General features: G+C 71.3%; 20 protein-coding genes. 15 read left to right on the top strand and 5 right to left on the bottom strand.

Annotated elements, in window-relative coordinates:
* Positions 1 to 47 precede the first annotated feature (47 nt).
* Positions 48 to 1082 (top strand): Lrp/AsnC family transcriptional regulator, encoded by a 1035-nt coding sequence (locus SD460_RS37265; protein ID WP_318307410.1) that lies wholly within the window; start codon positions 48 to 50, stop codon positions 1080 to 1082.
* Between the two features lie 1022 nt (positions 1083 to 2104).
* Here the strand turns inward: SD460_RS37265 and SD460_RS37270 are convergent.
* The 3 genes from SD460_RS37270 to SD460_RS37280 form a co-directional block, all read right to left on the bottom strand.
* Positions 2105 to 3481, bottom strand: a complete 1377-nt coding sequence (locus tag SD460_RS37270; protein WP_290063084.1) for a DUF1996 domain-containing protein — start codon at positions 3479 to 3481, stop codon at positions 2105 to 2107.
* Positions 3482 to 3752: 271 nt separating this feature from the next.
* Positions 3753 to 4526: a zf-HC2 domain-containing protein gene (locus SD460_RS37275; RefSeq protein ID WP_318307411.1), complete on the bottom strand. Its 774-nt coding sequence runs from the start codon at positions 4524 to 4526 to the stop codon at positions 3753 to 3755.
* 7 nt (positions 4527 to 4533) lie between these two features.
* On the bottom strand, positions 4534 to 5094 hold the full coding sequence (locus tag SD460_RS37280) for a sigma-70 family RNA polymerase sigma factor (RefSeq protein ID WP_290061517.1): 561 nt from the start codon (positions 5092 to 5094) through the stop codon (positions 4534 to 4536).
* A gap of 229 nt (positions 5095 to 5323) precedes the next feature.
* Here SD460_RS37280 and SD460_RS37285 point away from each other — a divergent pair, with 229 nt between their 5' ends.
* Genes SD460_RS37285 through SD460_RS37305 form a run of 5 tightly spaced genes read left to right on the top strand, consistent with a single transcriptional unit; the run spans position 5324 to position 8969 of the window.
* Positions 5324 to 5920, top strand: coding sequence for a hypothetical protein (locus tag SD460_RS37285; RefSeq protein ID WP_290061519.1), 597 nt, complete (start codon positions 5324 to 5326; stop codon positions 5918 to 5920).
* Entirely contained in the window at positions 5904 to 6701 is a 798-nt protein-coding gene (locus SD460_RS37290; RefSeq protein WP_290061521.1) for a DUF4142 domain-containing protein, read from the top strand. The genes SD460_RS37285 and SD460_RS37290 overlap by 17 nt, the downstream gene beginning before the upstream one ends.
* Positions 6694 to 7311 carry a ferric reductase-like transmembrane domain-containing protein gene (locus SD460_RS37295; RefSeq protein WP_290061522.1) on the top strand — a complete coding sequence of 206 codons (618 nt, stop codon included), beginning with the start codon at positions 6694 to 6696 and terminating at the stop codon, positions 7309 to 7311. Before SD460_RS37290 ends, SD460_RS37295 begins: the two co-directional genes overlap by 8 nt.
* A gap of 1 nt (position 7312) precedes the next feature.
* The gene (locus SD460_RS37300) at positions 7313 to 7543 is read left to right on the top strand and encodes a ferredoxin (protein ID WP_086865695.1); all 231 of its coding nucleotides are present in this window, start codon (positions 7313 to 7315) and stop codon (positions 7541 to 7543) included.
* A complete protein-coding gene (locus SD460_RS37305) occupies positions 7536 to 8969 on the top strand; it encodes an FAD-dependent oxidoreductase (protein ID WP_318307412.1) in 1434 nt (477 codons plus the stop codon). Before SD460_RS37300 ends, SD460_RS37305 begins: the two co-directional genes overlap by 8 nt.
* Positions 8970 to 9273: 304 nt before the next feature.
* Here the strand turns inward: SD460_RS37305 and SD460_RS37310 are convergent, their stop codons facing one another.
* Positions 9274 to 10761: an MFS transporter gene (locus SD460_RS37310; protein ID WP_290061524.1), complete on the bottom strand. Its 1488-nt coding sequence runs from the start codon at positions 10759 to 10761 to the stop codon at positions 9274 to 9276.
* A 67-nt stretch (positions 10762 to 10828) separates the two neighbouring features.
* Here SD460_RS37310 and SD460_RS37315 point away from each other — a divergent pair, with 67 nt between their 5' ends.
* The 9 genes from SD460_RS37315 (at position 10829) to SD460_RS37355 (ending at position 18285) form a co-directional block, all read left to right on the top strand.
* Complete coding sequence (locus SD460_RS37315) at positions 10829 to 11716, top strand: LysR family transcriptional regulator (RefSeq protein ID WP_318307413.1); 888 nt, start codon at positions 10829 to 10831, stop codon at positions 11714 to 11716.
* A gap of 247 nt (positions 11717 to 11963) precedes the next feature.
* Complete coding sequence (locus SD460_RS37320; protein ID WP_290061527.1) at positions 11964 to 12407, top strand: helix-turn-helix transcriptional regulator; 444 nt, start codon at positions 11964 to 11966, stop codon at positions 12405 to 12407.
* 10 nt (positions 12408 to 12417) lie between these two features.
* Positions 12418 to 12828 carry a VOC family protein gene (locus SD460_RS37325; protein WP_290061528.1) on the top strand — a complete coding sequence of 137 codons (411 nt, stop codon included), beginning with the start codon at positions 12418 to 12420 and terminating at the stop codon, positions 12826 to 12828.
* 26 nt (positions 12829 to 12854) lie between these two features.
* On the top strand, positions 12855 to 13085 hold the full coding sequence (locus tag SD460_RS37330) for a hypothetical protein (protein ID WP_290061529.1): 231 nt from the start codon (positions 12855 to 12857) through the stop codon (positions 13083 to 13085).
* Positions 13076 to 13333, top strand: coding sequence for an AraC family transcriptional regulator (locus SD460_RS37335; protein ID WP_290061531.1), 258 nt, complete (start codon positions 13076 to 13078; stop codon positions 13331 to 13333). The genes SD460_RS37330 and SD460_RS37335 overlap by 10 nt, the downstream gene beginning before the upstream one ends.
* A gap of 49 nt (positions 13334 to 13382) precedes the next feature.
* Entirely contained in the window at positions 13383 to 15761 is a 2379-nt protein-coding gene (locus SD460_RS37340) for an ATP-binding cassette domain-containing protein (RefSeq protein ID WP_290061532.1), read from the top strand.
* Between the two features lie 184 nt (positions 15762 to 15945).
* Positions 15946 to 16962, top strand: a complete 1017-nt coding sequence (locus tag SD460_RS37345) for a fatty acid desaturase family protein (protein WP_290060412.1) — start codon at positions 15946 to 15948, stop codon at positions 16960 to 16962.
* 10 nt (positions 16963 to 16972) lie between these two features.
* Positions 16973 to 18034 (top strand): MBL fold metallo-hydrolase, encoded by a 1062-nt coding sequence (locus tag SD460_RS37350; RefSeq protein WP_318307414.1) that lies wholly within the window; start codon positions 16973 to 16975, stop codon positions 18032 to 18034.
* Complete coding sequence (locus SD460_RS37355) at positions 18031 to 18285, top strand: Smr/MutS family protein (RefSeq protein ID WP_003092780.1); 255 nt, start codon at positions 18031 to 18033, stop codon at positions 18283 to 18285. Before SD460_RS37350 ends, SD460_RS37355 begins: the two co-directional genes overlap by 4 nt.
* On the opposite strand, the gene SD460_RS37360 is transcribed toward SD460_RS37355, so the two are convergent.
* Positions 18286 to 18879, bottom strand: coding sequence for an Rv1733c family protein (locus SD460_RS37360; RefSeq protein WP_290060415.1), 594 nt, complete (start codon positions 18877 to 18879; stop codon positions 18286 to 18288).
* Between the last annotated feature and the right edge of the window lie 96 nt (positions 18880 to 18975).

Raw genomic sequence — 18975 nt, forward strand, 5'->3', positions numbered from 1 at the left:
AAACACCGGAACCACCGATGCGGGGCCCGATGAGCGAAGAATCCGCCATGTTGGCCGAGCAGGACCTCAAACTGGTCGACGCGCTCCAGGCCGCGCCGCGGGCGTCCTGGTCGACGCTCGGCCAGGCGCTCGGCCTGGGTGCGGTGACCGCCGCCCGGCGCTGGGACGCCCTCGTCGACCGCGGCGACGCGTGGCTGACCGCGTACGTCGGCGGCGAACTGACCGCGCAGCTGTCGCTGGCGTTCGTAGAGATCGACTGCGAGCCCGGGGCCGTGCTGTCGGTGGCGTCCGCGCTGGCTGCGGACCCGCGCGTGGCCACTGTCGAGTACCTGGCCGGGCCGTGCGACCTGCTCGCGCACGTCGTCGCGCCGACGGTGCGCGAGCTGGGCGCGCACGTGCCCGCGGTGCCCGGCGTGGTGCGGACGCGGACGGTGCTGTCCCCGCGGATGTTCACCGAAGGCAGCCGCTGGCGGGTGCGGGCGATTTCGCCGGGCCAGCGCGAGGCCCTTTCGGCGAAGCCGGCTCGCCACCGCGCGCCCTTGCGCTTCGGCGACACGGACCGGGCGCTGATCCTGGCGCTGGGCGCGGACGCCCGCGCGTCGGCGGCGTCGCTGGCGGCTTCGCTGGGCGTCGGGGCCACGACCGTCCGGCGGCGGCTGGACACGCTGCTCGGGCGCGGCGCGATCCGCATCCGCTGCGAGATCGCCCGGTCGGCCTCACCGGCGCCGGTGACGGTGACGCTGTGGCTGCGGGTCCCGCCGGACAAGCTGGAGACGACGGCGCGGTCCTTGGCGATGCTGCCGGAGGTCCGCATGTGCGCGGCGCTGACCGGGGCGGCGAACCTGATGCTGGTGCTGTGGCTGCCGTCCCACCACGACACGGTGGCGGTGGAGGCGCTCCTGGCGGCGAAGCTGCCGTGGCTGGAGATCACCGGCCGGGCGGTGACGCTGCGGAGCGTGAAGCTGATGGGCCGCCTGCTCGACGCGTCGGGCCGCGGAACGGGGCGGGTGCCGCTGGACTTCTGGGCCGCGGCCCCCGTGCCGGAGCACGGGGACCGCAGCGGGGACCGGCCCGGAGGATGAGGGGGGTGAGGTGGAGGGAAGCATCCACCGGACCGGGCTTCGGGGAGCTGCTCGGGAGCGGCTCGATCGCGGCTGGGCGAACGGTTCGGAGGGCGGGAAACCGGCCGGGTGAGCCGAGGGGCGGCTACCGGCCGGTGGGGATCGCGGGGCCAGAGTGGATTCGCGTGCCGGGGCCGGGTCCTGTGAGCCGGAGCGGGCTCACTTGCCGGGGGCGGAACTTGCGAGCCGGAGCAGATTCGCTTGCCGGGGGCGGATCTTGTGAGCCGGAGCGGAATCGCTCGCCACGGCGGATCTTGCGAGCCGGGGGCGGATTCGCTTGCCGGGAGGCGGGCTGCTGCCAACCGGAGCGGACTCGCTCGCCAGGGCGGAACTTGCGAGTCGGGCGCGGATTCAGTTGTCGGGAGCCAACTCCTGCCAGCCGGAGCGGAATCACGTGCTGCTGGCGGACCTTGCGAGCCGGAGCCAACACGCCTGCCGGGAGCCGGCTCCTGCCAACCGGAGCGGACTCAGGGCTGCGGGCAGTCCTGCGAATCGGAGCGGATTCGCGTGCCGGAGCCGGTTTCTCAGTTACCCGGTCCCCTACCTCGCGGGCGGGGGTGAGCTGTGGGGCGGAGTCCCGGCGCCGGTGGACGTGGGGGTGAGGTGGAGGGAAGACGTCCACCGGGCCGGAACTCGCGGGGGCGGGAGCGACTCCCGCCGGTTCCTCCTTCGCTGACCCGGCTGAGCCGGATCGGGGTGGGGGTGGGGATTCCCGGCCCGGTGGACTGGGGGGGGTGAGGTGGAGGGAAGACGTCCACCGGACCGGGGTTCGGGGCGCGGGACCCGGGGGGCCCGCGGTTCTTCGGGGGTGGTGCCACCGCCCCGGCGGACCGAAAGGGGGGTGAGGTGGAGGGAAGGGTCCGCCGGGCCGGGGTTCAGGGGGACGGCCGAAGGTCACCGTCGCGAGTGGACTCCCGTCGGACCGCGCTCACCGGAGGCGGTGAGCACCACGCCGGTGAGCGCGGTTCGTCGGGATTCCCCTGCTATTCGGCGCAGGCCTTGCCGGAGTTGATGCAGTTGACCAGGCGGCCCATGATCTGCCTGCTCATCACGTTCGCGAAGTCGTCGTGGTCGGACCGCGGGTTGTGCTTCTCCTGGGCGAACGCGTCCACTTTGTACTGACCGTTCTGCTGCACGTCCTGCGGGACGTCGTAGACGAGCGTCACCTGCAGCTGGGGCACGTTCTTGAACCCCTTGGGGCACTTGCCCTGCTGGTCGGCGAACACGATGTGCGTGCGGTGGTTCGCGCTGTCGGTGTTCTTGCCGTCCCAGCAGTTCGGGAAGTTGTGGATGCGCTCGACCTTGCTGCCCTGCGGGCAGATCGGGTACAGGTCGGTCAGCCGGTCTTCGAACCCGGTGCAGGTCCAGCTGGGCCGGGCGTTCGCCGGGCCGTTGGTGCTCTGCTTGGCGTCACCGTAGAGGACGCGCAGGCCGAGCGGCATCGCGGTGACCTGCTGGGCGCCGCCGCCGATGAACTTCAGGGTCGCGGACTCCGGCTCGATGATCTCGCCGTCGTTGTCGCCGACCTCTTCGTTCTCGCCCTGGGGACCACCCAGCTCCTCGGCCGGCGGTGCCGCGGCGGTGCTGCTCTGGTCGCCGTTCTGACCGTTCTGGCCGCCGTTGTTCTGGCCGTTCTGGTCCTGGTTGCGCGGACGGCGCTGGCGATCCTGCTGCCCGTCGCGGTTCTGGTCCTGACCGTCCTGCTGCTGGGCGTTCTGGCCGTCGTTGCGCCCGGCGCTCGTCCGGCCACCGCCGCGGCCGTCGCGCTCGCGCTGGTCCTGCTCCTGCGCGGCCTGCGCGTCCTGCCCGCTCTGGTCTTCCTGGACGTCGCCGGTCTTGCCCTGCTGCTTCTGCTGCGCCTGCTCGTTTTCGCTCTCGTTGGCCGCGTCGTCTTCGCGGTCGATGCGGATGACCGGCCAGAAGTAGGCGGACTTGTCACCGTTCTTGCAGGTGGTGTCGCCGGCGAGCAGGCTCTTCAGGTTCGAATCGGCGTCGGTGGTCACGTTGCCGACGTAGTCGTGCAGGTGCTGCGCGCCGTTCTTGATCCCGGGCTGCGCGATGAAGTTGTCCGGGTTGTGGTGCGCGCCGTCCGCGTTCGTTCCACAGTCGACGGTGAAGGAACCCTGGGCGCCCTTCTTCTTCAAGGCCGCGTTGACGTTGTTGCCCGCGGGAACCTTGTTGATGTCGATGAAGAACGACGGATCCGCGGGGTCCGCACTGGCCTCGCCCGTGCGGCCCGCGCTGACCGCGACGGCGAGTGCGCCGACGGCGATCGCCAGGCCGATCGCACCCATCGCGATCTTGGTTCGGCGGGCAACGCGGTGCTTGCCCGTCACGGGGGACCGAGAATTCCGGGCCATAGACTAGTTCACCTCGTTCGTTTTTCCGGGCGCGCCGAACAGCGCCGCAGCCCGGGCAAGAACTACCGTTGATTTGAGGTCGAGATCGCGCGGAACCGGGGGGTCGGGTTGGGCGGTTCCGCCGCGTCGGGATGCATCGGGGGATGCATTGGGGGATACGGACCCCAGCGCCCCGAGGTTCAAAAGCGACCGGTCCGTTATCTGTTCGTTATCAAGCAGAACGCAACCGGGCAGCATTCATCCAGGTCATCGCGTTATCGGGAGAAAAGATTCAGCGCTGCACGGAAACGAGGACCGAGCCGTCGTCACCGCGGACTTCGAAGCGGCCGATCTGGTCCATCGCCAGTGAAATGGTTCCCTGCAGCCGCAACGGCTCCGGCGAACCCGGGATGCCGAACCCCTTGGGCGGCACCGACCAGCTGGACACCACGCTCTCGTCGCCCGCCTTGGAGATCGCGACCAGCCGGCACTTCACCGGCCCCACGATCCCGCGCAGCTCGAGTTCGACGCGGCTGCCCCACTCCACCGGCGAGACCGTCACGAGCGCGTTGACCGCGGAGCCGCCGCTGCCGCGCCCGTAGGTCTGGCTGCTGCCCGGCTGGGCGGGCGGCACGCTCGTCGCCAGGACGCCCGTCTCCGGCGGCGCCTGCTTCGTGCTCGGCGCGGACAGCGACGCGGGCGGGACGGCGTCGGCGGGCCGGACCGCCAGCGTCACGAGCGGGCCGGCCACGACGAGGGCGGCGGCCGCGGCGCCGGCCAGGAGGCCGAGGCGCTTGCGGCGGCGGCGCTTCACCGTGGCCTCTTCCATGAGGCCGCGCAGCACGCGCGGCCCGGGCGCGAGGGTGCGGGGGCCGGGCGCGGGCATCGGGGGTTCCGGCCAGCTGCGCTTGACGAGGTCGAGGACGTCCGGCAGCTGGTAGAGCTCGATCAGGTCGAGCTGGCAGTGCGGGCAGTTCATCAGGTGGGCTTCGAACTGGGTGTTTTCGGCCTCGCTGAGGACGCCGAGCACGTACGCGGCGACATCGGTGTGTGCGGACGCGGCCACCCTCAGTTCACCCCCGCTCACGCAGGGCCCGGCGCAGGGCGCGGACGGCGTGGTGGATGCGGGACTTGACGGTGCCGGGCGGGACGCCGAGGGTCGCCGCCACCTCGTTCACGGTCCGATCGCGCAGGTAGGTCTGCTGGATGGCCTCGCGCTGCTCGGGCGAAAGACCCTGCAGCGCCTCGTAAACGATCATCGCGGCGAGCGTCCGGTCCGACTCGTCGGACACCGCGATCGCGTCGGATTCGATCTCTTCGAGCTCCTGGGGCCGCGCACTGCGGCTGCGCCAGCCGTCGATGACGATCCGCCGGGCGACCGTGAACAACCAGGCGCGCAGCATCTCCGGCCGGCGGTCGAGCTTGTCCGCGTTCCGCCACGCCTTGATCAGGGTCTCCTGCACGACGTCTTCGGCCCACTGCCGGTCGTGGCCGGTCAGCCGCAGCGCGAACGCCATGAGGGACCCGCCGAACTCCTGGTAAAGCGCCTTCGCCAGATCATCGGAGGCGTCGTTGAGCTCACCAGCGACTTCCGGATCTTGAGCGGGTCTCAGCGCTCGGGTGTGCCGTCCCACGCGGGACATCCTGGTGCTCCGGACGGCCCAAGTCCAGTACCGAATGGTCCCGAAACTTTTTTGAACCGTTTCCGGACCGTGTCCGTATCCCCTACCGAAGACCCCGACAAGGCGTTGTCCCCCGCAACGCTCCGCATCCACCCCGGACCACATGTCCACTGTGGATCCTTCGCGCGCTTTTCCGTTGCACCTCAAGGTACAGCGCGTAGTCATGCCCTCCGGAGGAGCAGTGATCCGCATTCCCCGAACGGCGGTCCCCGCCGCCGTGTGCCTCACCGCACTCGCCCTGCTCACCGCCTGCACGGCCGGCGCCGCCACCACCTCGGCCGGCGGGTACGCCGGCGGCGGCGCCGGGATGCAGATGCCCGGTATGCAGGCCCCGATGACCATCGCGATGCCGCAGCCCATCACCGCCACCCCGAACGACCCGGCGAAGAGCCAGCTCAGGGCCGCGAAGACGTTCGACCTCGGCCTGATGCTCGTCGACGGCACCGGCTACACCATCTACCGCTACGACCGCGACACGACGAACCCCTCGCGCTCGAACTGCGTAGGCGCCTGCGCGGCGAAGTGGATCCCGGTCAAGGCCGGTGGCACCCTCGCCCCGATCGACGTCGACCAGTCCCTGATCGGCCAGATCACCCGCGACGACGGCACCCAGCAGCTCACCCTGGCCGGCTGGCCGCTGTACCACTTCGCCGGCGACAGCGAACCGGCCGACACGTCCGGCCAGGGCGCCGACCAGGCCTGGTACCCGATCGCGCCGGACGGCACCAAGATCACGCTGACCCAGGACGAGTGGAGGCAAAATGCTTTCGGTGTCTGAGTTCGCCGGACCGGACTTCGGCCCGCCGTCGGCCACCGAGCGTTCCCGCCCGCTGGTCCGCGTCCTGTTCGTGCTGGTCGCGGTGCTGACGCTGCTCGCGTCGGTGGCCGTCACCTCGACCGCCCAGACCACCTCGGTGTCCGACACCGACGCGGTGCTGCTGACCAAGGTGCGCCAGGCCGGTCTCTGGGAAATGCCCTCCGGCATGATGGCGATGCAGAAGGGCAGCCCGATCGTCCAGGCGGTCGGCTTCGCGATCATGATGGACCACGGCCGGCTCGACGTCGCCACGCGCGCGTTGTCGGCGAAGCTGAACTCGCCGGTCCCCGACCAGCCCTCCGCGGAACAGCTCGGCTGGCTCGCCGAGCAGATGAACGCCTCGCCCGGCCCGGAGTTCGACCGCATCTTCGCCAACCGGCTGCGCGCGGCGCACGGCCAGGTGTTCGCGGTCCTCGCGCAGCTGCGCGCCGGCACCCGCAACGACGACGTGCGCGCGTTCGCGACCGTCGGCAACCAGGCCGTCATGCGGCACATGACGATGCTCGAGAGCACCGGGATGGTCGACTACACCGCGCTGCCCACCCCGGCCGTCTCCACCACCGCGGCGCCGGTCGGCCAGCCGCTCGGCCTCGACACGTCCCAGATCGCCGTGGTGGGAGCCCTGTTCCTGCTGGTCGGCGGCGGCCTGTTCTACGTGCTGCGGCAGATCAAGGGCAATCGCGGCCGGGCCAGGGCGTCGCGCCGGCCGGCCACCGTGAGAACCGGGGGCAGCCATGGTTGAGACCTGGCACGAAGCGACGATCTTCGTCACGCAGCAGTTCCAGCCGAAGACGGACCCGGCGGCCCGCGGGCTCGCGGCTTTCGCCGCACGGGCGTCCTACGCCGCGATGATGCTGACGCTCACCTGGGGCGTGCTCACCGCCACCGGCTGGGTGCGGTCGGTCACCGGCCGCAAGGCGCTGCGCAGCTCGCACATGGTGCTGGCGACCGGGACGCTGATCTTCGGCGGCATCCACGCGCTCGGCTTCTTCTACCTGACGATCGAGCCCTACTCCCTGCAGTACCTCTTCCTCCCGTTCCTCGCGGGCCAGGAAGGCAGGCACATCGCCGGCATCGTCGGCTTCGAGATCATGCTCGCCATCGCGCTCACCGCGGGCCTGCAGCGGTTCACCTCCTACCGCCGCTGGCTGTGGCTGCACCGCTGCGCGTACCCGGCGGTGGCGCTCACGGCGCTGCACGCCTGGTTCGGCTCGATCGCCAACGGCCACCTCGCCGTCGTCTGGCTGGGCGGCATCACGCTGCTCATCCCGGCGGTCACGGTGTCGCTGCTGCGGTTCATGCCCGCGCGCACCCTCGAACGCATCGGACTCGTGGAAGAGCAGGTGGCCTGACATGCCCTTCCGTCTGCCCGGAAGCGGGCCCCGGATCAGCGTCGACAACGACCGGTGCGAGCTCTACGGCATCTGCGCCATGGAGGCGCCGGACGTGTTCGACCTCGGCCAGGACGGCCGCCTGCGCTTCCACACGCGGCTGCTCGACGAAACCACCATGGAACAGGCGAAGATGGCCGCCCGCTGCTGCCCGATGCAGGCGGTCGTGATGAGAGGGGACCTCGATGGCTGACGGCGACCGGATCGTCATCGTGGGTGCGGGCGTCGCCGGGCTGCGGGCCGCGGAACGCCTGCGCGAGCAGAACTTCGACGGCGAGATCGTCCTGATCGGCGACGAAGCACGGCGGCCCTACCACCGGCCGATGGTCTCCAAGGCACTGGTGATGGGGACCGAACGGCCCAGCGACGTGGGCCTTTCGCACTACCTGCCCGACCTCGACGTGCACTGGCGGCTCGGCGCGCGCGTGACGCACCTGGACACCACCGAGCGGGTCGTGCACCTGCCCGGCGGCGAATCCCTCTGGTACGACGGCCTGATCGCCGCGACCGGCGTCTACCCGCGGCACCTGCCCGGGTCGCCGCGGCACGACCCGCGCGTGCGGATCCTGCGCACGGTCGAGGATTCGATGGCCGTGCGGCGCTGCCTCAACGCCAGCAAGAAGCCCGCCGTCGTGATCGGCGCCGGCCTGATCGGCAACGAGTTCGCCGCGAGCATGCGGCACATCGGCCGGGACGTCACCCTGGTCGGGCACGCGAAGGCGCCCCTGCACCGCTTCGGCGACCGCGTCTCCAGCGGCATCGTCGAGGCGCACCACGAGCACCGCGCGAACCTGGCGATGAAGAGCGAAGTCCGGCACTGGATCAGCACGAAGGACACCGTCGGGCTGCACCTGACGAACAACCAGCTGCTGGTCGCCAGCGTCGTCGTGCTCGCGATCGGCAGCGTCCCGTCGGTCGACTGGATGCGCGGCTCCGGCCTCGACATCAGCGACGGCGTGCTCTGCGACTCGAAGCTGTTCGCCGAAGGCGCCTCCGACGTCGTCATCGCCGGCGACATCGCGCGCTGGCCGAACCTGCGCTTCGACGAGACCCCGCGGCGGGTCGAGCACTGGATCAACGCGGTCGAGTCGGCCCGGCACGCGGCGGACAACCTGCTGCTGGGGCACTCGAGCGCGAAGCCGTTCACCCCGCTCCCCCGCGCCTGGTCGACGTTGTACGACACCCGCCTGCAGATGTGCGGGATGCCGTCGCTGGCCGAGGACACGGTCACGCTGGCCGACGGCATCACCGGCTTCATCCGCGACGGCAGGCTCGTCGGCATCTCCGCGTGGGACAAGCCCCGGGCGATGCTCGACTGGATGGCCGAGCTCGACCGGCGGCTGCCCGCGCCCGACTACGTGCCGGAGCCGGAACCCGCGCCCGTCGCGGAGGTCCCGGTCGTCGAGCCTTCGGTCGCCGCGCTGGCGGCCGAGGTGCCGCCGGAGTTCGACAGCGGCTTCGACCACCAGGCCTTCGAGCGCGAGTTCGAGAGCGAGTTCGCCAACGACATCCCCACGACGGCGTTCCCCGCACAGGCCCTGCCGGCCCCGCCGACCACGGCGTTCGCCGCGCAGCCCGGCGCGGCGCTGCCGACGATGGCCATCCCGATGGGGAGGTAGTGAAGCCGGGGCGGGGCTGCGCGCGGCGGCCCCCGTCCCCTTTGCCGGTCACCACGCCCCCTCCGCGGCTGGGCGGTGTGGTGACCGGCCCCAACGTCCCCCTGCCCGTCTCGCGTTGAGTTGACGCCAGCGCCCGGCGGGCCAGGAGAGGGCCATCCCGAGGGAACCCGACGCCCCCGGGGTGGTCTTCTTCCGGCGCACCGGGCGGGGGCCCGGGGGTCGAAAGGCCGTACCGGGATTTCCTGGCACGGCAACGGAACCGTGGGGGCCTTCGCGGCGGAAGGGTATGCCGCCGCGGAGGTCGTCACGGCTCCGGTCGGGGTTGCACCGGTGCACGGCCGTCCCGGGAGAACGGGAACTCCCGGGACGGCCTCCGCCGCCAGGCTTCGCCGGCGACGAGCGCACCCAGGACGAGGACGACGATCCCGGCCACGCGCAGCCCCGCGTCCGTGCCCTCGACGAACGCCGTGACGACGTCCCGCGCGTGCACCGTCCTGGCCAGCGCTTCGGCCACCGTGTGGGATCCGCGGGCGTCCGGGGGCAGCGCGGCCGCGAACTCCGCCGTCATGACCGTGCCGATGACGGCGACACCGAGCGCGCTCCCGAACTCGCGGGTGGTGGCCTGCAGCCCGGTGCCGACGCCGGCCTGGGCGGGCGGCAGCGAACCCGCGATCACGCCGGACAGCGTCGGCAGCGCGAGCGTCACGCCGATCCCGGTCACCACGAGCCAGGCCGCGTACCCCGCGTACGGCGTCTCGGCGTCGCTCGTGGACAGCCCGAGCAGGCCGCCGCCGACGAACGCGAAGGCGAGCGCGACCGTGGCGTCGAGGCCGATGCGGCGGGTCAGAAGCCCCACGTGCCGTCCGCCGAGGATGATCGGGATCGTCAGCGGGACGATCCCCAGCCCGGTCCCCAGCACGCCGAACCCCTTGGCGTACTGGAGGAACGACGCGTTGACGTAGAACAGCGCGAACATGCCGAAGAAGACCGTGGTCATGCCGAGGCAGGCGCTGCGCAGGCCCGCGATCCGGAACAGCCGGGGATCGAGCAGCGGGTGCCCGGCCTTCAGCTCGCGGAGCGTCCACGCCGTGAACAGCACCGCGGCGGCGGCGAAGCCGGTCACGACGACCGCGCTCCCCCAGCCCGCCTCCGGGCCCTGGACGATCCCGACGAGCAGTGCGACCGACGCGCCGACGAGCAGCAGCGCCGTCAGCGGGTCGAGCGGACGGTCGTGGCGCGAGGAGACCGGCGCCTTGCGGGCCACCAGCGCGACCGCGACCAGGGCGACCGGGACGGCGGCGGCGAACAGCCAGCGCCACGAGCCGCCGGACAGGACCAGCCCGCCACCGACGTTGCCCGCGACGCCGCCGATGCCGGTCATCGACGCCCAGGTGGCGATCGTGGCGGCCGTGCGGTCCGCGGGCCCGGCGTGCAGCAGCACGGCGAGCGAGTTGGGCAGCACGGCGGCGGCCCCGACGCCGGTGAGCGCCCGGCCCGCCAGCAGGACGGCGACGTCCGGGGCCACCGCCGACAGCAGCGCGCCCGCCGCGAAGAGGACGAGACCGGCCAGCAGCACGCCCTTGCGGCCGAACCGGTCGCCCGCGGCCCCGCCGGGGATGACGAGACAGGCGAACACGACGACGTAGGTGTCGACGATCCAGACCAGCGACGACGCGGACGGGTGCAGCGCGCTCGCGGCGAGCATCGGGACGGCGAGGTTGACCGCCGCGACCATCCCGACGACGAGCACGACGCACGCGCACATCAGGGCGACCAGTTTCTTGAACTCCATGCGGCCGACGCTAAGGAAGCCGTGGGGTGCCGTGCCACGCAACTTCGTCAAGGCAGATTTGCGTACAGTGCAACTCGTGGACCTGAACCTCCTGCGCGTGTTCGACGCGCTGCTGCGGGACGGGAGCGTCACGGCCGCCGCCGAGCGCCTGAACCTGTCGATCCCGGCGACGAGCCGCGCGCTGGGCCGCCTGCGGCGGGCGATGAACGACCCGATCCTGGTGCGCGCCGGCCGGGGCATGGCCCCGACGCCGTTCGCGCTGCGCACCGCCCCACGCGTCCGGTCCCTGCTGGAAGAGGCGTCGGCGCTCATCAGCACCGAGGTGGCGATCGCGGACCTCGAGCGCACGTTCACGATCCGCATCAACGACGGCGTGGCGGCCACCCTGGCCACGGCGGCGGCCGAAGCGACGGCGGCGGCCGCCCCCGGCGTCACGCTGCGCTTCGTCGCGGAGGGGTCGGAGAGCGCGGAGGCACTGCGCGACGGCTCGATCGACCTGGACATCGGCGTGGGCGAGCACGCGGCGCCGGACATCCACAGCGCGGTGCTGTACCGCGAACGCCTGGTCGCGGCGGTGCGCGCGGACAGCCCGCTGGGCAAGCACCGCCGTCCGACGCTGGCCCAGCTGTGCCGCCACCCGCACGTCTCGGCGTCCCGCCGCGGCCGCGCCCGCGGCCCCCTGGACGACGTCCTGGCGGCCGCGGGCCTGCACCGCCGGGTGGCCGCGGTCGTGCCGACGTCCGCGGTGGCCGCGCTGGTGGTCTCGTCCAGCGACTACGTGGGCCTGCTGCCCCAGCGCCTGGCCGAGCAGCACGGCCCGGCACTGGGCCTGCGCTGGTTCCCGGTCCCGGCGGAGCTCCCGGAGGTGGAGGTCCGCCTGTCGTGGCACGCCCGGCTCGACGCGGACCCGCCGCAACGCTGGCTACGGGAGACGATCACCACCGCCCTCCGCTGACGCCCCGCCCCGGTCGCGGCCCAGCCGACCTGAAGGGGACGTTGCCGGCATCTGATGCGCTGAAGGGGACTTTGCTGTCATCACATGACAGCAAAGTCCCCTTCAGGACAGCGGGACCGGCCTGGGGTACCGGACCGCCCCCCCCCCCCGGGACGTAGTGAATGACTCATTCCTGTCGTCCGGTGACAGGAATGAGTCATTCACGTCATCGGCCCGGCGCGCGGGTCCGGTGTGGCACGATTCTCCTGTGACCAGCACCGCCGCCTCGGCGCAGTACCTGCGCGACCTCGCGCTGCTCCGGCGCGTCCGGGATCGGATCGACCGCGAGTACGCGCAGCCGCTCGATGTCGAGGCGCTCGCGAGCGGGGTGAACATGTCGGCCGGGCACCTCAGCCGGCAGTTCCGGAAAGCCTACGGAGAGTCACCGTACTCGTACCTCATGACGCGGCGGATCGAACGGGCGATGGCGCTGCTGCGCACGGGCGAGCTGAGCGTCACCGAGGTCTGCTTCACCGTCGGCTTCTCGTCGCTCGGCACCTTCAGCACCCGGTTCGCCGAGCTGGTGGGCATGCCCCCGAGCGTCTACCGGGAGCAGCAGGCCGAGGCCACGGTCGGGATGCCGGCGTGCGTCGCCAAACAGGTCACCAGACCGATCAGGAATCGAGAAGCGCGCCCGCAGGCGCACACATAGTGTGACGGCCATGGACGTCACCATTCACTCGAGCTTCCTCCCCCACACCGACCCGGAAGCCTCGCTCGCCTTCTACCGCGACCTGCTCGGCTTCGAGGTCCGCCAGAACGTCAAGTTCGGCGGGCAGCAGTGGATCACCGTCGGCCCGCCGAACCAGCCGGACACCGCCATCGTGCTGACGCCGGTGGGCGTGACGCCCGGAACCACCGACGACGAGCGCCGCATGATCGCCGAGATGATGGCCAAGGGCACCTACGCCGGGGTCAACCTGGCGACCAAGGACCTCGACGCCCTGTTCGCGAAGCTCCAGGCGGGCGGCGGCGAAGTCGTCCAGGAGCCGATCGACCAGCCCTACGGCGTGCGCGACTGCTCCTTCCGCGACCCCGCCGGCAACCTGCTGCGCATCGAGGAGCTGCGCTGACCACGACCGCGCCCGGCGACCGCGAGGTGCTGCGCGACCGGCGGATCGCCGCCCTGCTCCTGGGGGACCTCCTGGCCAACGTCGGCACGGGCATGCTGCGGGTCGCCATGCCGGTGCAGACGCTGTCCCCGCACGGCGGCGTGCCGAAGGCGATCTCCATCGGGCTCGTCGAGACGGCGCCGCTCGGCCTGGCCCTCGGCGGGCCGCCGATCGAGCCGGCCGGCCGCACACCGGAAAGGGAACCGACATGTGCCTGAGCTTCACCGCCGCCGCACGAAAGCACTTCGGCGAATTGGCGCTGCTGCGCCGCGTCCGCGATCGCATCGACCGCGAATGCGCGCGACCGCTCGACATCGAAGCGCTGGCGCGCGCCGCGGACCTGTCCGTCGCGCAATTCGTCCGCCGGTTCCAGGACGCTTACGGCCTTTCCCCGCACGAATACCGGCGGGCCACCGAAGCGGTCCGGAATCGAGAAGCACGGGCCGCCGGTCCGAAAGTAGCGTGATTCCCATCGAAGAACGTCGCAGGATCCCGACCGAAGCTGGAGCACCCCGATGAGCAAGCCGACGAGGAAGAGCGCGGCGCCCACCGCCGACAGCCACGACCTGATCCGCGTCCACGGCGCCCGCGTGAACAACCTCAAGAACGTCAGCGTCGAGCTGCCGAAGCGGCGGCTGACCGTGTTCACCGGGGTTTCCGGCTCCGGCAAGAGCTCCCTGGTGTTCAGCACGATCGCCGCCGAGTCGCAGCGGCTGATCAACGAGACCTACAGCACGTTCGTGCAGGGGTTCATGCCGACGCTGGCCCGGCCCGACGTCGACGTGCTCGACGGGATCACCACCGCGATCATCGTCGACCAGGAGCGGATGGGCGCGAACCCGCACTCCACCGTCGGCACCGCGACCGACGCGAACGCGATGCTGCGCATCCTGTTCAGCAGGCTCGGGACGCCGCACATCGGTTCGCCGCAGGCGTTTTCGTTCAACGTCGCCTCGATCAGCGGCGCCGGCGCGGTCACCATCGAGAAGGCCGGGCGGCAGATCAAGGAGCGCCGCAGCTTCAGCATCACCGGCGGCATGTGCCCGCGCTGCGAAGGCCGCGGGAAGGTCAACGACATCGACCTGACCGCGCTCTACGACGAGACCAAGTCGCTCAACGAAGGCGCGATCACCATCCCGGGCTACAGCATGGAGGGCTGGTTCGGCCGCATCTTCCGCGGCTCCGGCTTCTTCGACCCGGACAAGCCGATCAAGAAGTTCACCAAGAAGCAGCTGAACGACCTGGTGTACAAGGAACCGACCAAGATCAAGGTCGACGGCATCAACCTCACCTACTCCGGCTTGGTGCCGGCGATCCAGAAGTCCATGCTGTCCAAGGACGTCGACTCGATGCAGCCGCACATCCGCGCGTTCGTCGAGCGGGCGGTGACGTTCCAGAGCTGCCCGGACTGCGACGGCACGCGGCTGTCGGCCGAGGCCCGGTCGTCGAAGATCGACGGGATCAGCATCGCCGACGCGTGCGAAATGCAGATCAGCGACCTCGCCGCGTGGGTCGGGAAGCTGTCGGAGCCCTCGGTCGCGCCGCTGCTGGACGCGCTGAAGCACACGCTGGACTCGTTCGTCGAGATCGGCCTCGGCTACCTCTCGCTGGACCGTCCATCCGGGACGCTGTCCGGCGGGGAAGCCCAGCGCACCAAGATGATCCGCCACCTCGGGTCGTCGCTGACCGACGTCACCTACGTCTTCGACGAGCCGACGATCGGGCTGCACCCGCACGACATCCGGCGCATGAACGACCTGCTGCTGCAGTTGCGGGACAAGGGCAACACGGTACTGGTGGTCGAGCACAAGCCGGAGGCGATCGCGATCGCCGACCACGTCGTCGATCTGGGGCCGCGGGCCGGTTCCGCGGGCGGCGAGGTCGTCTTCGAGGGCACTGTGGACGGTCTGCGCAAGAGCAAGACGCTGACCGGGCGGCACCTGGACGACCGGGCGTCGCTGAAGCCGTCGGTGCGCACGCCGTCCGGTTTCCTCGAGGTGCGCGGGGCTTCGACGCACAACCTCCAGGACGTCGACGTCGACATCCCGCTCGGGGTGCTGGTCGTCGTGACCGGGGTGGCGGGCTCGGGCAAGAGCTCCCTGATCCACGGCTCGGTGTCCGGCGGCGAAGGCGTGGTGACGGTGGACCAGACCGGCATCCGCGGTTCGCGCCGCAGCAACCCGGCGACCTACACCGGTTTGCTGGAGCCGATCCGCAAGGCATTCGCCAAGGCCAACGGCGTGAAGCCGGCGTTGTTCAGCGCCAACTCCGAGGGCGCCTGCCCCAACTGCAACGGCGCCGGCGTCATCTACACCGACCTCGGCATCATGGCCGGCACGGCCACCCCGTGCGAGGTGTGCGACGGCAAGCGCTTCTCGGCCGAGGTGCTGGAATACACCTTCGGCGGCCGCGACATCAGCGAGGTGCTCGGCATGTCCGTCGCCGAGGCGCTGGAGTTCTTCGCCGACGGCGACGCGAAAACCCCGGCGGCGCACAAGATCCTGACCCACCTGTCCGACGTCGGCCTCGGCTACCTGACGCTGGGCCAGCCCCTGACGACCCTGTCCGGCGGCGAGCGCCAGCGCATCAAGCTGGCGACGCACATGGCGGAGCAGGGCGGGGTGTACGTCCTCGACGAGCCGACGGCGGGCCTGCACCTGGCCGACGTCGAGCAGCTGCTCGGCCTGCTGGACCGGCTGGTGGACGCGGGCAAGTCGGTGATCGTGATCGAGCACCACCAGGCGGTGATGGCCCACGCGGACTGGATCGTCGACCTCGGCCCGGGCGCCGGCCACGACGGCGGCAAGATCGTGTTCGAGGGCACACCGGCGCAGCTGGTGAAGGCGCGGAAGAAGACCCTGACCGGCGAGCACCTGGCGGAGTACGTGGGCTGACCGAAGCGCCCCAATGTGGCGTTCGGTGCGTCCAGCGCACCCAATGTGGCGTTCGGTGCGTTGAACGCAACCAACGCCACATTGGGGCGCTCGTATACCAGCGCGGCCGGTAGGGCTGGCCCCCCGAACGTGCCGGAGGCGCGCAGGATTCCGCGCGGGACCGCCGCGGCGAAGACTCTCCCTGGTGACCACCACTGAGAACCTCGTCGGCAGCGACTTCGCCCGGCTGAGCCGCCGCATCTCCGCCGCCGGGCTGATGGCACGCCGTCCCGGCTACTACGCCGCCCGGATCACGATCGTCGCCGTCCTCTTCGCCGCCGGGTGGGTGGCCTTCGCGCTGCTCGGGAACTCGTGGTGGCAGCTCGCCGTCGCCGCTTTCCAGGCCTTCGTGTTCGGGCAGATCGCCCTGCTGTCCCACGACCTCGCGCACAAGCAGGTGTTCCGGCGGCGCCGTCCCACCGAGATCGCCGGGCTGCTCGCCGGGGACCTCGGCGTCGGGATGAGCTACGGCTGGTGGATGGACAAGCACACCCGCCACCACGCCAACCCGAACCACGAGGAACTCGACCCCGACGTCGACCCGGACATCCTGGTGTGGTCGAAGGACCAGGCGCGCGCGAGCCGCGGGGTGCCGCGGTTCATCGGGCGGTACCAGGCGTTCCTGTTCTTCCCGTTGCTCACCCTCGAAGGGCTGAACCTGCACTGGTCGGGGATCCGCGCCGTGCGCAAACCGGGGCTGCGCCACCGCAAGACCGAAGCCGCGCTGCTCGCCGCGCACCACATCCTCTACTTCGGCGCGCTGTTCACCGTGCTCTCCCCGGGGATGGCGGTGCTCTTCTTCGCCGTCCACCAAGGATTGTGGGGTGTCTACATGGGATCGATCTTCGCGCCGAACCACAAGGGCATGCCGACGCTGACCGGGCCCGCCGAGCTCGACTTCCTCCGCAAGCAGGTGCTGACGTCCCGCAACGTCCGCGGCGGCCTGGTCACCGACGTCGCCCTCGGCGGCCTCAACTACCAGATCGAGCACCACCTGTTCCCGAGCATGCCGTCGCCGCACCTGCGGCGGGCGCAGCCGATCGTCCAGGCCTACTGCGCCGAGCTCGGCGTCCCCTACCTGCAGACGAGCCTGGCCGAGTCCTACCGGCAGGCGCTCACCCACCTGCATGAAGCTGGGGCGCCTCTCAGGAACCGTTCGTAGACTCGGCACCATGAGGAAGACGATCGCGGGGCTGCGTGACCTGCCGGCGGCGTTCGGCGCGAAGGCGGCCGGCGCACGAGCCGAGCGGATGCGCGCTTCGCCGCAGTTCGACGGGAAGGTGTTCCGCAACACCGCTCCGCGCCTACCGATGACCGCGGCGGCGATGCGCACCATCTTCCGCGAGATGTTCTTCGGCGAACACCGCGAACTCCGCAAACCGGGCGGAGCGGTGCCCCTGGTCGCGGCCGAGCCGGTCGAATCGGCCGACGGCGTGCACCTGACCTGGTACGGCCACGCGTCCACGCTGGTCGAGCTCGACGGCGCCCGCGTGCTGCTGGACCCGGTGTGGAGCGAGCGGGTGTCCCCCGCGGCGTTCGCCGGCCCGCGGCGGCTGCACGAGCCGCCGGTACCGCTGTCGGGCCTCGGCCGGATCGACGCGGTGGTCATTTCGCACGACCACTACGACCACCTCGACCTGGCGACCATCCGCTCGCTGGTGGCCACGTCGGACGCGCCGTTCCTGGTACCGCTCGGCGTGGGCGCGCACCTCGAACGCTGGCGCGTCCCGGCGGCCCGGATCATCGAGCTCGACTGGCGCGAAGAGGCCACGGTGGCGGGCGTCCGGTTCGTGGCGACGCCGGCCCAGCACTTCTCCGGCCGCGGCCTCTCGAACGACAGCACCCTGTGGACGTCGTGGGCGCTGCTCGGCCCGGCACACCGGGTGTTCTACAGCGGCGACACCGGGTACTTCGACGGTTTCGCCGCGATCGGCGAGGAGCACGGCCCGTTCGACGCGGCACTGATCCAGGTCGGCGCGTACGCCCCGACCTGGCCGGACATCCACATGACCCCGGAGGAAGGCGTCGCGGCGGGGATCGACGTCCGGGCGAAGCTGCTGGTCCCGGTGCACTGGGCGACGTTCCAGCTGGCGATGCACCCGTGGGGCGAGCCGGCCGACCGCGTGTGGCGCGAGGCCAAGGCGGCCGACCTCGAGCTGGCGATCCCCCGCCCGGGCGAGCGCATCGACGTCACCGCGCCGCCGCCGGTCGACGGCTGGTGGCAGTCGCTGTGAAGCTCAAGCTGGACCTGCACGACATCTACAACCGCGGCGGCGAGATCGACCGGGCGCTGCGGGCGATCATCGACGAGGCCGTCGCCAAGAAAGCGCCGCTGGTCGAGATCATCCCCGGCAAGGGGTCGGGTCAGCTGAAGAAGCACGTCCTGCGGTTCCTCGAGCGCAAGGACGTCAAGGCGCTCTACCACCGGGTCGAGAAGGACAAGGACAACTTCGGGCGGGTGTTCGTGCACTTCCGCTGGAAGTGATCAGAACCGGCTGTCGTGGCGGGCTTCGGCCCACTCGCGGTCCCACGCCGCCGCGTGGAGGCGGCCGAGGACGAACCGGGCGGCGCCGTACAGGCCGGCCAGGGATCCGGTGATCACGACCCAGAGCAGGATCGCCGCGAACACGCCGTCGGCCGCCGAGGTGGCCGGGGACAGCGGCTCGGCCGTCAGCTCGCCGCGCTGGTCGAGCCACACGGACACGCGGCTGCCCGCCGGGCTGCCCGCGTCGGCGAGGACGTCGCCGGTGTGGCGGGCGCCGCGGGCGTCGAACCAGGCCGCCTGGACCGTCGTCTGGTCGGCCGGGGCGCCGGCGCCGTCGGTGCTGTAGGTCTGGCTGGGCGCCGCGGCGAGGGACACCGCCGTGGCCGGGTGGCGGGTCGTGCGCTCCTGCTCGGCGCGGGTGGTCTGCGCCGCGTAGGTCTCGGAGCCGAAAGCCGCCGCGAACGGCACGGCCAGCAACGCGCCGGCGATCACCAAGAGCAGCAAGAGGGACTCGAAGCGGTCGCCCGTGCGCGCCAGCGGGTTGCGCCCGGGGTGCAACCGGCGCCGGAACCGGGTGATCCGTCCGCTGCGCATGCGCGACTCACTCCTCCCAGAAAAACGTCATCTCGATAACAGTGTGCGCGCAGGGGCTCGACTTTCTCTCGTAAATGGGATGCGGCCCACCTGTGA

Source organism: Amycolatopsis solani, from assembly GCF_033441515.1.
Classification (GTDB): Bacteria; Actinomycetota; Actinomycetes; order Mycobacteriales; family Pseudonocardiaceae; genus Amycolatopsis; species Amycolatopsis solani.

Excerpts from the sequence above, each read along its gene's own strand:
- SD460_RS37265 (WP_318307410.1), top strand. The coding sequence starts at position 48 with ATGTTGGCCGAGCAGGACCTCAAACTGGTCGACGCGCTCCAGGCCGCG.
- SD460_RS37270 (WP_290063084.1), bottom strand. The coding sequence starts at position 3,481 with ATGGCCCGGAATTCTCGGTCCCCCGTGACGGGCAAGCACCGCGTTGCC.
- SD460_RS37290 (WP_290061521.1), top strand. The coding sequence starts at position 5,904 with ATGCTTTCGGTGTCTGAGTTCGCCGGACCGGACTTCGGCCCGCCGTCG.
- SD460_RS37295 (WP_290061522.1), top strand. The coding sequence starts at position 6,694 with ATGGTTGAGACCTGGCACGAAGCGACGATCTTCGTCACGCAGCAGTTC.
- SD460_RS37300 (WP_086865695.1), top strand. The coding sequence starts at position 7,313 with ATGCCCTTCCGTCTGCCCGGAAGCGGGCCCCGGATCAGCGTCGACAAC.
- SD460_RS37305 (WP_318307412.1), top strand. The coding sequence starts at position 7,536 with ATGGCTGACGGCGACCGGATCGTCATCGTGGGTGCGGGCGTCGCCGGG.
- SD460_RS37310 (WP_290061524.1), bottom strand. The coding sequence starts at position 10,761 with ATGGAGTTCAAGAAACTGGTCGCCCTGATGTGCGCGTGCGTCGTGCTC.
- SD460_RS37325 (WP_290061528.1), top strand. The coding sequence starts at position 12,418 with ATGGACGTCACCATTCACTCGAGCTTCCTCCCCCACACCGACCCGGAA.
- SD460_RS37335 (WP_290061531.1), top strand. The coding sequence starts at position 13,076 with ATGTGCCTGAGCTTCACCGCCGCCGCACGAAAGCACTTCGGCGAATTG.
- SD460_RS37340 (WP_290061532.1), top strand. The coding sequence starts at position 13,383 with ATGAGCAAGCCGACGAGGAAGAGCGCGGCGCCCACCGCCGACAGCCAC.
- SD460_RS37350 (WP_318307414.1), top strand. The coding sequence starts at position 16,973 with ATGAGGAAGACGATCGCGGGGCTGCGTGACCTGCCGGCGGCGTTCGGC.
- SD460_RS37360 (WP_290060415.1), bottom strand. The coding sequence starts at position 18,879 with ATGCGCAGCGGACGGATCACCCGGTTCCGGCGCCGGTTGCACCCCGGG.